This is a genomic window from Pseudomonas sp. SMSB3 (assembly GCF_052041965.1).
Taxonomy (GTDB): domain Bacteria; phylum Pseudomonadota; class Gammaproteobacteria; order Pseudomonadales; family Pseudomonadaceae; genus Aquipseudomonas.
Genome location: NZ_JBKGGV010000011.1, coordinates 60,755 through 73,952, shown reverse-complemented (window position 1 = coordinate 73,952; position 13,198 = coordinate 60,755). Strand labels below are relative to the sequence as shown.

At 61.2% G+C, this 13,198-nt stretch carries 9 protein-coding genes; all 9 read left to right on the top strand.

What is annotated here, in order from left to right; all coding sequences use genetic code 11:
- The first annotated feature begins 63 nt into the window (after positions 1-63).
- The 9 genes from gyrA to ACLEJW_RS17835 all read left to right on the top strand — a co-directional run bounded on the left by gyrA (position 64) and on the right by ACLEJW_RS17835 (position 12,922).
- Complete coding sequence (gyrA, locus tag ACLEJW_RS17875; protein WP_313296003.1) at positions 64-2,841, top strand: DNA gyrase subunit A; 2,778 nt, start codon at positions 64-66, stop codon at positions 2,839-2,841.
- A gap of 129 nt (positions 2,842-2,970) precedes the next feature.
- Positions 2,971-4,056 carry a 3-phosphoserine/phosphohydroxythreonine transaminase gene (gene serC, locus ACLEJW_RS17870; protein ID WP_145192183.1) on the top strand — a complete coding sequence of 362 codons (1,086 nt, stop codon included), beginning with the start codon at positions 2,971-2,973 and terminating at the stop codon, positions 4,054-4,056.
- Complete coding sequence (gene pheA, locus ACLEJW_RS17865; protein ID WP_145192180.1) at positions 4,056-5,150, top strand: prephenate dehydratase; 1,095 nt, start codon at positions 4,056-4,058, stop codon at positions 5,148-5,150. Before serC ends, pheA begins: the two co-directional genes overlap by 1 nt.
- A 139-nt stretch (positions 5,151-5,289) precedes the next feature.
- A complete protein-coding gene (locus ACLEJW_RS17860; protein WP_440778007.1) occupies positions 5,290-7,497 on the top strand; it encodes a bifunctional prephenate dehydrogenase/3-phosphoshikimate 1-carboxyvinyltransferase in 2,208 nt (735 codons plus the stop codon).
- Complete coding sequence (gene cmk, locus ACLEJW_RS17855; protein WP_440777981.1) at positions 7,494-8,180, top strand: (d)CMP kinase; 687 nt, start codon at positions 7,494-7,496, stop codon at positions 8,178-8,180. Before ACLEJW_RS17860 ends, cmk begins: the two co-directional genes overlap by 4 nt.
- Before the next feature lie 124 nt (positions 8,181-8,304).
- Positions 8,305-9,981 (top strand): 30S ribosomal protein S1, encoded by a 1,677-nt coding sequence (gene rpsA / locus ACLEJW_RS17850; RefSeq protein WP_008095150.1) that lies wholly within the window; start codon positions 8,305-8,307, stop codon positions 9,979-9,981.
- Positions 9,982-10,814: 833 nt separating this feature from the next.
- Positions 10,815-11,111 (top strand): integration host factor subunit beta, encoded by a 297-nt coding sequence (gene ihfB / locus ACLEJW_RS17845; RefSeq protein WP_145192171.1) that lies wholly within the window; start codon positions 10,815-10,817, stop codon positions 11,109-11,111.
- 15 nt (positions 11,112-11,126) lie between these two features.
- On the top strand, positions 11,127-11,390 hold the full coding sequence (locus tag ACLEJW_RS17840) for a lipopolysaccharide assembly protein LapA domain-containing protein (RefSeq protein WP_145192168.1): 264 nt from the start codon (positions 11,127-11,129) through the stop codon (positions 11,388-11,390).
- 101 nt (positions 11,391-11,491) lie between these two features.
- The gene (locus ACLEJW_RS17835) at positions 11,492-12,922 is read left to right on the top strand and encodes an MBL fold metallo-hydrolase (protein WP_440777980.1); all 1,431 of its coding nucleotides are present in this window, start codon (positions 11,492-11,494) and stop codon (positions 12,920-12,922) included.
- Positions 12,923-13,198 lie beyond the last annotated feature (276 nt).

The following is a 13,198-nucleotide window of genomic DNA, read 5'->3' as shown; positions in this document are numbered from 1 at the left end:
CGAGCTTCGTTCGGCCCTTGATGGAGCTGCGAAGTTTCACCAGAAAAAGGAATCAGGCTTCTCATGGGCGAACTGGCCAAAGAAATCCTCCCGGTCAATATCGAAGACGAACTGAGACAGTCTTACCTCGACTACGCGATGAGCGTGATTGTCGGGCGAGCGCTGCCCGATGCGCGTGATGGCTTGAAGCCCGTGCATCGTCGCGTCCTCTATGCAATGAGCGAACTGGGCAACGACTGGAACAAGCCGTACAAGAAATCCGCCCGTGTGGTCGGTGACGTGATCGGTAAGTACCACCCGCACGGCGACACTGCGGTCTACGACACCATCGTGCGTATGGCCCAGCCGTTCTCGCTGCGCTACCTGCTGGTCGACGGTCAGGGCAACTTCGGTTCGGTCGACGGCGACAACGCCGCAGCGATGCGATACACCGAAGTGCGCATGGCCAAGCTGGCCCACGAGCTGCTGGCCGACCTGCACAAGGAAACCGTGGACTGGGTGCCCAACTATGATGGCACCGAGCAGATCCCGGCGGTCATGCCGACCCGTATCCCCAACCTGCTGGTCAACGGTTCCAGCGGTATCGCCGTGGGCATGGCGACCAACATCCCGCCGCACAACCTCGGCGAAGTCATCGACGGCTGCCTGGCGCTGATCGACAACCCCGATGTCACCGTCGACGAGCTGATGCAGTACATCCCCGGTCCCGACTTCCCGACCGCGGGCATGATCAACGGTCGCCAGGGCATCATCGAGGCCTACCGCACCGGCCGTGGCCGCATCTACATGCGCGCCCGCTCGCAGATCGAGGACATCGACAAGGTCGGTGGCCGCCAGCAGATCGTGGTCACCGAGCTGCCGTACCAGCTGAACAAGGCGCGTCTGATCGAGAAGATCGCCGAGCTGGTCAAAGAGAAGAAGATCGAAGGTATCACCGAGCTGCGCGATGAGTCCGACAAGGACGGCATGCGCATCGTCATCGAGCTGCGTCGCGGTGAGGTGCCGGAAGTGGTGCTCAACAACCTCTACCAGCAAACCCAGCTGCAGAGCGTGTTCGGCATCAACGTGGTGGCCCTCATCGACGGTCGTCCACGCCTGCTCAACCTCAAGGACCTGCTCGAAGCGTTCGTCCGTCACCGCCGCGAAGTGGTGACCCGCCGTACCGTGTTCGAGCTGCGCAAGGCTCGCGAGCGTGGCCATATCCTCGAAGGCCAGGCGGTTGCGCTGTCCAACATCGACCCGGTCATCGCCCTGATCAAGGCTTCGCCGACGCCGTCGGAAGCCAAGGAAGCGCTGATCGCCCAGGCCTGGGAATCCAGTGCCGTGCAAGTGATGGTCGAGCGTGCCGGCGCCGAGTCGTGCCGCCCGCAGGACCTGCCCGAGCAATACGGTCTGCGTGACGGCAAGTACTACCTGTCGCCGGAGCAGGCCCAGGCCATTCTCGACCTGCGCCTGCACCGCCTGACTGGCCTGGAGCACGAGAAGCTGCTGGCCGAGTACCAGGAGATCCTCGAGCAGATCGGCGAGCTGATCCGCATCCTCAACAGCGCCCAGCGCCTGATGGAAGTGATCCGCGAAGAGCTCGAAGCCATCCGCGCCGAATACGGCGATGCCCGTCGCACGGAAATCCTCGATGCCCGTCACGACCTCAACTACGGCGACATGATCCCCGAAGAAGAGCGCGTGGTGACCATCTCCCACGGCGGCTATGCCAAGACCCAGCCGCTGTCGGCCTACCAGGCCCAGCGCCGGGGTGGCAAAGGCAAGTCGGCCACTGGGGTCAAGGACGAGGACTACATCGAGCACCTGCTGGTCGCCAACAGCCACGCCACCCTGTTGCTGTTCTCCAGCAAGGGCAAGGTGTACTGGCTCAAGACCTACGACATTCCCGAAGCTTCCCGCGCCGCCCGCGGTCGCCCGCTGGTCAACCTGCTGCCGCTGGAAGAAGGTGAGCGCATCACCGCCATGCTGCAGATCGACCTCGAGGCCCTGCAGCAGCAAGCCGACCCTGACGAAGAGCTCGAAGACGGTGATGACGGCGTCATCGAAGGCGTGCTCGAAGGCGAAATCGTCGAGCCTGAAGAGATCGACGAAGAAGACGGCGACACCCCAGAGTGGGCAGCCGAGCCAACCGGCGCCTACATCTTCATGGCCACCGCGTCAGGTACCGTGAAGAAGACCCCGCTGGTGCAGTTCGCCCGTCCGCGCTCCAATGGCCTGATCGCCTTGAAGCTCAAGGAAGGCGACACCCTGATCGCAGCGGCGATCACCGACGGCGCCAAGGAAGTCATGATGTTCTCCGACGCCGGCAAGGTGATCCGCTTCGCCGAAAGCGTGGTGCGTCAGATGGGCCGTACCGCCCGTGGCGTGCGCGGTATGAAGCTGGGCAAGGGCCAGCAGATCATCTCGATGCTGATCCCCGAGTCCGGTGCGCAGATCCTCACCGCCTCCGAGCGCGGGTTCGGCAAGCGCACGCCGCTGTCGAAGTTCCCGCGTCGCGGTCGCGGTGGCCAGGGCGTGATCGCCATGGGTACCAAGGGGCGTAACGGTCTGCTGATCGGCGCCATCCAGGTGCAGGAAGGCGAGGAGATCATGCTGATCTCCGACCAGGGCACATTGGTGCGCACCCGCGTGGGTGAAGTCTCCAGCCTGGGTCGAAATACCCAGGGCGTGACCCTGATCAAGCTCGCCAGCGACGAGACATTGGTGGGGCTGGAGCGGATCCAGGAGCCGTCCGAGGAGGAACTCGACGAGCTGCTCGAGACGGACGAGGAGGGCGTCGAGGCTCAAGCGCCAGACAACGACGACGCTGCCGGTGCCGAAGAGGCTCCGCAAGAGTAAGCAAGCGTAAAACCCGAACGGGGCGACCAAGGTCGCCCCGTTTGACTGAGTAGGGCCGCTATCACCTGGTTTTAGCAGCGCGGTGTGTGCAACAACGATTTAGTACCATTTGGCAGAGCGAGAGTGGATGTGAGCAAACGAGCCTTTAACTTCTGCGCAGGCCCAGCCGCGCTTCCTGACGCTGTGTTGCAGCGCGCCCAGGCCGAAATGCTGGACTGGAACGGCAAGGGCCTGTCGGTGATGGAGATGAGCCATCGCAGCGACGACTACGTGGCCATCGCCGAGAAGGCCGAGCAGGACCTGCGTGACCTGCTGTCCATCCCCTCCAACTACAAGGTGCTGTTCCTGCAAGGCGGCGCCAGCCAGCAGTTCGCCGAAATTCCGCTGAACCTGCTCCCGGAAAACGGCACCGCCGACTACATCGAAACCGGTATCTGGTCGAAAAAGGCCATCGAGGAAGCGCGTCGCTTCGGCAGCGTCAACGTGGCCGCCAGCGCCAAGCCCTACGATTACCTGGCCATTCCTGGGCAGAACGAATGGCAGCTGACGAACAACGCCGCCTACGTGCACTACGCCTCCAACGAAACCATCGGCGGCCTGCAGTTTGACTGGGTGCCGCAGACCGGTGACGTGCCGTTGGTCGTGGACATGTCCTCCGACATTCTGTCGCGCGGCATCGATGTCTCGCAGTACGGCATGATCTACGCCGGTGCCCAGAAGAACATCGGCCCCAGCGGCCTGGTGGTGGTGATCGTGCGCGAAGACCTGATCGGCCATGCTCGCAGCAGCTGCCCGACCATGCTCGACTACAAGATCGCCGCCGACAACGGCTCGATGTACAACACCCCGGCGACCTATTCCTGGTACCTCTCCGGCCTGGTGTTCGAGTGGCTCAAGGAGCAGGGCGGTGTCGAGGCCATGGAGCAGCGCAACCGCGCCAAGAAAGACCGCCTGTACGGTTTCATCGATGCCAGCGAGTTCTACACCAACCCGATCAGCCACAACGCCCGTTCCTGGATGAACGTGCCATTCCGCCTGGCCGACGAGCGCCTCGACAAGGCCTTCCTGGCCGGTGCCGATGCGCGTGGCCTGCTCAACCTCAAGGGTCACCGCTCGGTGGGTGGCATGCGTGCCTCGATCTACAACGCCTTGGGCCTTGAAGCGGTGGAAGCACTGGTCGCCTACATGGCCGAATTCGAGAAGGAGCACGGCTGATGTCCGAACAGGAACTCAAAGCCCTGCGCGTGCGCATCGACAGCCTCGACGAGAAGATCCTCGAGCTGATCAGCGACCGCGCCCGCTGCGCCGAAGAAGTGGCGCGGGTCAAGACCGCCTCGCTGCCGGAGGGCGAGAAGCCGGTGTTCTACCGTCCCGAGCGCGAAGCTGCGGTGCTCAAGCGGGTGATGGAGCGCAACAAGGGTCCGCTGGGCAATGAAGAGATGGCGCGGCTGTTCCGCGAGATCATGTCCTCGTGCCTGGCCCTTGAAGAGCCGCTCAAGGTCGCCTATCTCGGCCCTGAAGGCACCTTCACCCAGGCGGCGGCGATGAAGCATTTCGGTCATGCCGTGGTCAGTCGGCCGATGGCTGCCATCGATGAAGTGTTCCGCGAAGTGGCGGCCGGGGCCGTCAACTTCGGCGTGGTGCCGGTCGAGAACTCCACCGAGGGTGCGGTCAGTCACACCCTGGACAGCTTCCTCGAGCACGACATGGTGATCTGCGGCGAAGTCGAGCTGCGTATCCACCACCACCTGCTGGTGGGCGAGAACACCAAGACCAACAGCATTACCCGCATCTATTCCCACGCCCAGTCCCTGGCCCAGTGCCGCAAGTGGCTGGACGCCCATTACCCGAACGTTGAGCGCGTGGCGGTTTCCAGCAACGCCGAAGCGGCCAAGCGGGTCAAGGGCGAGTGGAACTCGGCGGCGATTGCTGGCGACATGGCGGCCAATCTGTACGGTCTGACCCGCCTGGCGGAAAAGATCGAGGACCGCCCGGACAACTCCACGCGCTTCTTGATGATTGGGCAGCAAGAAGTGCCGCCAACGGGCGACGACAAGACGTCGATCATCGTATCGATGAGCAACAAGCCAGGTGCCCTGCACGAACTGCTGGTGCCGTTCCACGAAAACGGCATCGACCTGACCCGCATCGAGACCCGTCCGTCACGCAGCGGCAAGTGGACCTACGTGTTCTTCATCGACTTCGTCGGCCATCACCGTGACCCGTTGATCAAGGCGGTGCTGGAGCAGATCAGCCAGGAGGCCGTGGCGCTGAAAGTGCTGGGCTCTTATCCAAAAGCAGTGCTGTGATCCGAGGTCGGCGGGCCTGTGGCAGCGGCCTTGCGTCGCGATGGGCTGCCAAGCAGCCCCAACGGGCTTCACTGACCGCCTAGATTTTTGAACAGGGTTCGCACCAGTGGTAAATGCAGCAAACACCAAACCCGCGCCTATCCTCGACCGCCTGGTCGTGGTGGGTCTGGGCCTGATTGGCGGCTCGTTCGCCAAGGGCCTGCGTGAGAGCGGCTTGTGCCGCGAAGTGGTTGGCGTCGATCTCGATGCGCCATCGCGCAAGCTCGCCGTAGAACTGGGCGTGGTCGACCGCTGTGAAGCCGACCTCGCCACCGCCTGTGTCGGCGCCGATGTCATCCAGCTGGCGGTGCCGATCCTGGCCATGGAAAAAGTCCTGGCGCGTCTGGCGCAGCTCGACCTCGGCGGGGCGATCATCACCGACGTCGGTAGCGCCAAGGGCAATGTCGTGCGCGAAGCGCGTGCTGTGTTCGGCGAACGCCTGCCACGTTTCGTGCCCGGTCACCCGATTGCCGGCTCCGAGCAGAGCGGGGTAGAAGCCGCCAACCCGAGCCTGTTCCGCCGTCACAAAGTCATCCTTACCCCGTTGCCGGAAACCGACCCGGCCGCCCTGACCTTGATCGACCGCCTTTGGCGGGCGCTGGAGGCCGACGTCGAGCACATGCCGGTCGAGCGCCATGACGAAGTGCTGGCCGCGACCAGCCACCTGCCGCACCTGCTGGCCTTTGGTTTGGTCGACTCGTTGGCCAAGCGCAATGAAAACCTCGAGATCTTCCGGTACGCTGCCGGAGGGTTTCGTGATTTCACCCGTATCGCTGGCAGCGATCCGACCATGTGGCATGACATCTTCCTCGCCAACCGCGAGGCCGTCCTGCGCACCCTGGACACTTTTCGCAGCGATCTCGACGCCTTGCGCGACGCGGTCGATGCTGGGGACGGGCACCAGTTGCTGGGGGTATTCACCCGCGCACGGGTGGCCCGCGAGCATTTCAGTAAAATCCTGGCCCGCCGGGCCTATGTGGACGCTATGAACGCCAACGATCTGATTTTCCTGGCCCAACCGGGTGGCCGCCTGACTGGGCGAATCCGCGTACCGGGCGACAAGTCGATTTCCCACCGTTCGATCATGCTCGGCTCGCTGGCCGAAGGCACGACCGAAGTCGAAGGCTTCCTCGAAGGCGAGGATGCCCTGGCGACCCTGCAGGCATTTCGCGACATGGGTGTGGTCATCGAAGGCCCCAACCACGGCCGCGTGACCATCCACGGCGTTGGCCTGCATGGCTTGAAGCCGCCACCCGGCCCCCTGTATGTCGGTAACTCCGGGACCTCGATGCGCCTGCTGTCCGGCTTGCTGGCCGGTCAGTCGTTCGATGTGACCATGACTGGCGATGCGTCGCTGTCCAAGCGCCCGATGAACCGCGTGGCCAATCCGCTGCGGGAAATGGGCGCAGTGGTCGAGACCGGCCCTGAAGGCCGTCCGCCGCTGACCATCCGCGGTGGCAGCAAGCTCAAGGCGCTGACCTATACGCTGCCGATGGCCAGTGCCCAGGTCAAATCGTGCCTGCTGCTGGCCGGCCTGTACGCCGAAGGCAAGACCACCGTCACCGAACCTGCCCCAACCCGTGACCACACCGAGCGCATGCTGCGCGGCTTTGGTTATGCGGTCGAAAGCAATGGCCCGGTTGCCTCGCTGCAGTCCGGTGGCACACTGACGGCAACCCGCATCGAAGTGCCTGCGGACATTTCCTCGGCAGCGTTCTTCCTGGTCGCGGCATCGATCGCCGAAGGCTCCGAGCTGGTGCTCGAGCACGTTGGTATCAACCCTACGCGCACCGGCGTGATCGACATCCTGCGCCTGATGGGCGGCGACATCACCCTGGAAAACCAGCGTGAAGTCGGCGGCGAGCCGGTGGCCGACCTGCGCGTGCGCGGCGCCAAGCTCAAGGGGATCGACATTCCTGAAGAACTGGTGCCGTTGGCCATCGACGAATTCCCGGTGCTGTTCGTGGCCGCCGCGTGCGCCGAAGGGCGCACCGTGCTGCGCGGCGCCGAAGAGCTGCGGGTCAAGGAATCGGACCGCATCCAGGTCATGGCCGACGGCCTGATCACGCTTGGGGTGAAGTGCGAGCCGACCCCGGACGGCATCATCATCGACGGCGGCCTGATCGGTGGCGGCGAAGTGCACGGTCACGGTGACCACCGCATCGCCATGGCCTTCAGCGTCGCCTCGCTGCGCGCCAGTGCGCCCATTCGCATTCACGACTGCGCCAACGTCGCCACCTCGTTCCCCAACTTCCTCACGCTGTGCGCCGACGTCGGCATTCGCGTTGCCGAAGAGGGCAAGTCGTGAATACCCCGGCCCCGGTCATCACCATCGACGGCCCGAGCGGCTCGGGCAAGGGCACTGTCGCCGGGCTGCTGGCGCGCGAACTGGGCTGGCGGCTGCTCGACTCGGGTGCGCTGTACCGCTTGCTCGCGTTCAATGCCAGCAACCACGGTGTCGACCTGACCAACGAAGAGCTGCTCAAGGCCCTGGCCGCCCATCTGGATGTGCAGTTCATCGCTGCCGAGCCAGGTAAGCTGCAGCAGATCATCCTCGAGGGTGAAGACGTCAGTAACGTGATTCGCACCGAAACGGTCGGCGCCGGCGCCTCGATGGTCGCCTCGCTGCCAGCGGTGCGCGAAGCCTTGCTGCAGCGTCAGCGTGCCTTTCGCGAAACGCCCGGGCTGATCGCCGATGGCCGCGACATGGGCACCGTGGTCTTTCCAGACGCGCCGCTGAAGGTGTTCCTCACCGCCAGCGCCGAGGAGCGTGCCCGTCGCCGTTACCTGCAGTTGAAGGGCAAAGGCGAAGATGTTAGTCTGTCGAGTCTGATAGATGAGATTAAGGCGCGTGATGAGCGCGATACCCAGCGCGCAGTGGCCCCGCTGAAACCAGCGGCCGATGCCATTCAGCTGGATTCCACCGAGTTGTCTATCGAGCAGGTGCTGCAACGTATCAGGAGCGAGCTCGCCCAGCGCGGCTTGGTCTGATAACCAGGAGAGCAGGCAGGGGCACCAGTCAACGTCCTGCCGGCTTTCCTTTACTTAAAACAAACCCACATTGTCTGGAATGTGGCGATGGGCGTCTGTTTCGCCCGAATCTACAGGAATTAAAATGAGCGAAAGCTTTGCAGAACTCTTTGAAGAAAGCCTGAAAACCCTCAATCTTCAGCCGGGTGCCATCATCTCCGGTATCGTTGTCGACATCGACGGCGACTGGGTTACCGTACACGCTGGCCTGAAGTCCGAGGGCGTCATCCCGCTCGAGCAGTTCTACAACGAAGCTGGCGAGCTGACCATCAAGGTCGGTGACGAAGTGCACGTTGCGCTGGACGCGGTCGAAGACGGCTTTGGCGAAACCAAACTGTCCCGTGAAAAAGCCAAGCGCGCTGAGTGCTGGATTGTTCTGGAAGCAGCTTTCGCCGCCGAAGAAGTGGTCAAGGGCGTTATCAACGGTAAGGTTAAGGGCGGCTTCACTGTCGACGTTAACGGCATCCGTGCGTTCCTGCCGGGCTCCCTGGTTGATGTCCGCCCAGTGCGCGACACCACCCACCTCGAAGGCAAAGAGCTGGAATTCAAGGTCATCAAGCTGGACCAGAAGCGCAACAACGTTGTCGTTTCCCGTCGCAGCGTGCTGGAAGCCGAGAACTCCGCCGAGCGCGAAGCCCTGCTGGAAACCCTGCAGGAAGGCCAGCAAGTCAAAGGTATCGTCAAGAACCTCACCGACTACGGCGCATTCGTGGACCTGGGCGGTATCGACGGCCTGCTGCACATCACCGACATGGCTTGGAAGCGCATCAAGCACCCGTCGGAAATCGTTAACGTTGGCGACGAAGTCGACGTACGCGTTCTGAAGTTCGACCGTGAGCGCAACCGCGTTTCGCTGGGTCTGAAGCAGATGGGCGAAGATCCGTGGGTAGCTATCACTTCGCGTTACCCAGAAGGTACTCGCGTACAGGCTCGCGTTACCAACCTGACCGACTACGGCTGCTTCGCTGAGCTGGAAGAAGGCGTTGAAGGTCTGGTACACGTTTCCGAAATGGACTGGACCAACAAGAACATCCACCCGTCGAAAGTCGTTCAGGTTGGCGACGAAGTGGAAGTCATGGTTCTGGACATCGACGAAGAGCGTCGTCGTATCTCCCTGGGCATCAAGCAGTGCAAGTCCAACCCATGGGAAGACTTCTCCGGCCAGTTCAACAAGGGTGACAAGATCACCGGTACCATCAAGTCGATCACCGACTTCGGTATCTTCATCGGTCTGGACGGCGGCATCGACGGCCTGGTTCACCTGTCCGACATCTCCTGGAACGAAACCGGCGAAGAAGCCGTACGTCGTTTCAAGAAGGGCGACGAGCTGGAAACCGTCATCCTGTCGGTCGACCCAGAGCGCGAGCGCATCTCCCTGGGCATCAAGCAGCTGGAAGACGATCCGTTCTCCAACTTCGTTGCTGTCAATGACAAGGGCGCTATCGTCAAGGGCATCGTGAAAGAAGTTGACGCCAAAGGTGCCATCGTCACCCTGGCCGACGACATCGAAGCCACTCTGAAAGCTTCCGAAATCAGCCGTGACCGCGTTGAAGACGCGCGTAACGTCCTGAAGGAAGGTGAAGAGATCGAAGCCAAGATCATCAGCGTTGACCGCAAATCGCGCGTCATCAGCCTGTCGATCAAGTCGAAAGACGACGCTGAAGAGCGTGAAGCCATCCAGAGCCTGAAAAACGCTCCGGAAGCGGCTGCCGACACCACCATGGCCGCGCTGCTGCGCGAAGCTATGGCCAAGCAGAACTGAGTTCTGTTTGATCGGTAAAAAGGGGTGGCCTTCGGGCCACCCTTTTTTTTCGCGCTGGAAATGTGTTTAGGGTTTGGGGGTCGCCGTGCGGGGGTTGGCGTTTGTGAGATTGAGCGCCGCCCATGCGGCGCATCGCGAGCTTTGCTCGCTCCTACGTTTGTTTGGGCCAGTAAAACCTGTCGCAGGCACGCGCGACCGCCTCGTTGGTGCGACGTAAAATCGGATGCGCGAAAGCGCACACCCACAAATATCCAGGAATCATTGGCCTGCGCGAACCGTAGGAGCGAGCAAAGCTCGCGATGCGCCGCATGGGCGGCGCTCGATCTCACAGCGCCATACTCCCCGACTGCACCCGCCAGCCACACCGCGTCCCAATGTGAATATTCCCCGATCCTTGCTCCTAGCAATGCCCGCGTTGGATTGGTAATGCTATACCTGGATCGTGTCCCGAGAAGTGGTGTAACTGAAGCAACCGAAGATGCCCTGCAGGCGAAAGAGGATGGTCATCGTAGTTCTAGGCTAACGTGAAGCAGTCAGCGATAATTCACAGGCCAGGCTTTAGGCCATGATCAACTAAACGGCAAACTCAATGGCCAGAGCCATGATGAGTTACACCACTTCCTTGGACACGATCCACCTATCCGACTTGTGACACTCTGAGCACTGTCAGTTAAACAGGCCACAGCGCCCACCGACGGGGCTAGGCATCCTTTTTTTAGCAATGCGTTCTTGAATTTTTTTATTAAGTCAAGACGCGCTCTGTTCAAATCCCTCCGAGCGTGCTACAACCTGATTGAGCAATGATCTAGCTGCTTGATAACGAAGGGAAAAATATGACGAAGTCGGAGCTGATCGAACGTATTGTCACCCATCAAGGGCTGCTCTCGTCCAAGGACGTGGAGTTGGCCATCAAGACCATGCTTGAGCAGATGTCCCAATGCCTGGCCACTGGCGACCGTATCGAGATCCGCGGATTCGGCAGCTTCTCACTGCACTACCGCGCGCCGCGCGTGGGGCGCAACCCTAAGACTGGCCAGTCTGTCGAGCTCGAAGGCAAGTTCGTTCCCCATTTCAAACCCGGGAAAGAGCTGCGCGACCGGGTCAATGAAGAAGAAGAGCACGAAGTTTAAGCAAGGAGCATCCCAATGCGTAACCTCAAGCGCGCCTTCGCGGCGTTGTTCGTGCTGCTGCTGGCGGCCGTAGTGATGTTCTTCGTACTGGAAAATCAGCAGACGGTGGCGCTTGTGCTGTTCGGCTGGTCAGCGCCGGCGGTGCCGGTAGCAGTGCCTGTGTTGGGAGCATTGGTCGTCGGCTTGGCAATTGGGCCGTTGCTCGGGGCATATGGTGTGCAGCGCAGTAAGCGCAAGATTCGTGCATCGGCTCGTCAGGCGGCGCTCAGTGGAAATTGAAGAATCTGCCTACCAGTATATAGGCAGACCTCAACTAGGCAGGAAAGCCGGCAAAGTGGGCTAATGGGCATCCTTTGCGCTGCCTCGACGAGCGTTTTGCCATGCCATTTCCCTGCATTTCACATCACGGTGGCACCGAAGGTGTTACGGGGTCTTGCCACCAACTCCACCTGAATCCGATGTTGAGCCTCCTGGTTGACTGCGGTCTAGCGCAAGGCTCGGACGCCCGGCCCGGAACCGATGCGGAGCCGGTCGGCTTCGAGATCAATGGTATATGCGCGCTGATCGTCACACACGTTCATCTGGACCATGTGGGTCGCATACCGGCGCTTCTCGCAGCTGGCTACCGCGGGCCGGTCATTTGCAGTGAACCCTCTGCAGCGTTGTTGCCACTGGTATTGGAAGATGCCTACAGGCTGACCATCAGCAACGATTCTGCTCATATCGAGCACTACCTAGGTATCGTTCGAGCGCTCATAGTGCCTTTAGCATACGACCGCTGGCATTTCGTGGTGCAGCGTGGTGACTTGTCGTGTGCCATACGCTTGAGGTGCGCTGGGCATCTGCTTGGTTCCAGCTATGTGGAATGCGATGTGCGGTCCCAACAATCGGACCTGCGGATTGTATTCTCTGGCGATATTGGGCCTCACGGCAATCCACTGCTGAATCCGGTACAGCCTCCCGAGCGGGCAGACGTTTTGGTGCTCGAGAGTACTTACGGCGATCGCCTTCATCCGCCTCGCGATTGCAGGCGCGAGCAGCTCGAGCATCTGATCGACCGCGCCCTTCAAGATCGCGGCACGATTCTAATACCTGCATTCAGCCTGGGCCGCACGCAGGAGCTGCTATTTGAGATCGAAGACATCCTTCATCAAAAAGCGTTGGTGGGAGATCCTCACGTCCTCATGGGTGCCGATGCATTCAGATGGTCACAGCTACCCATCATTCTGGACTCGCCGCTGGCGCAGCGAATAACGGCTGTCTATCGACAGCTGCACCAGCACTGGAATGAACAGGCGAGGACGAAGATCGTCCAGGGACGTGACCCCTTGGGTTTTGGTCAACTTGTGACAGTCGACAGCCATTCACGTCATCTGCAGGTTGTGAACTATCTACGTAGCACGGGGCGGCCGGCGATCGTTATTGCTGGAAATGGAATGTGTTCGGGAGGGCGTATCGTACGGTACTTGAAGGCGATGTTGCCTGAACCCCGCCACGAAGTGATGTTTGTGGGCTATCAGGTAAAGGGTACGCCAGGGGCCGCAATTCAGGCTAGCCAAGGTGCGCAAGGACCTGGGCGTGTTGAACTGGATGGAGAATTTGTTGAGATACAAGCCAAGGTGATGACCATGAGCGGGTATTCAGGGCATGCCGACCAAGCAGGGCTTTCACACTTCGCACTCTGCACCCTACGGCCGCCCAGCAGGATTGTCCTTGTGCATGGCACAGCAGGGGCCAAATCGGCGTTGCGTGATCGTCTTATTGGCATCTTTGAAAGCATGGGTCGGGAAGTTGCTGTCAGCATTCCTTGAGCTCGCGCGGGCGGGACGACTTGCTCTTCGCTGCGCTCGCGCACACGAAAGATGAGAAAAGGGAACTGAGCGTGAGGTCGGTGCTCGGATGCGGCATGCTCGGCCGCCAGGTGTTGAAGCGGACCGCTCAAGGTAGTAGGTTGTCTGGCTAAATTTTCCGTTTGCTCTTCACCTGTCTCCCTCAGCGATGTTCTAAAGGTGGCGGCTAAAGGACAACTGCAATAATATGCGCCGGTATCTGCAGCATCGCTAGCGTCAGAGTCTCGATGCTGGCCT

Excerpts from the sequence above, each read along its gene's own strand:
- ACLEJW_RS17835 (WP_440777980.1), top strand. The coding sequence starts at position 11,492 with ATGCCATTTCCCTGCATTTCACATCACGGTGGCACCGAAGGTGTTACG.
- rpsA (WP_008095150.1), top strand. The coding sequence starts at position 8,305 with ATGAGCGAAAGCTTTGCAGAACTCTTTGAAGAAAGCCTGAAAACCCTC.
- gyrA (WP_313296003.1), top strand. The coding sequence starts at position 64 with ATGGGCGAACTGGCCAAAGAAATCCTCCCGGTCAATATCGAAGACGAA.
- pheA (WP_145192180.1), top strand. The coding sequence starts at position 4,056 with ATGTCCGAACAGGAACTCAAAGCCCTGCGCGTGCGCATCGACAGCCTC.
- ACLEJW_RS17840 (WP_145192168.1), top strand. The coding sequence starts at position 11,127 with ATGCGTAACCTCAAGCGCGCCTTCGCGGCGTTGTTCGTGCTGCTGCTG.
- ihfB (WP_145192171.1), top strand. The coding sequence starts at position 10,815 with ATGACGAAGTCGGAGCTGATCGAACGTATTGTCACCCATCAAGGGCTG.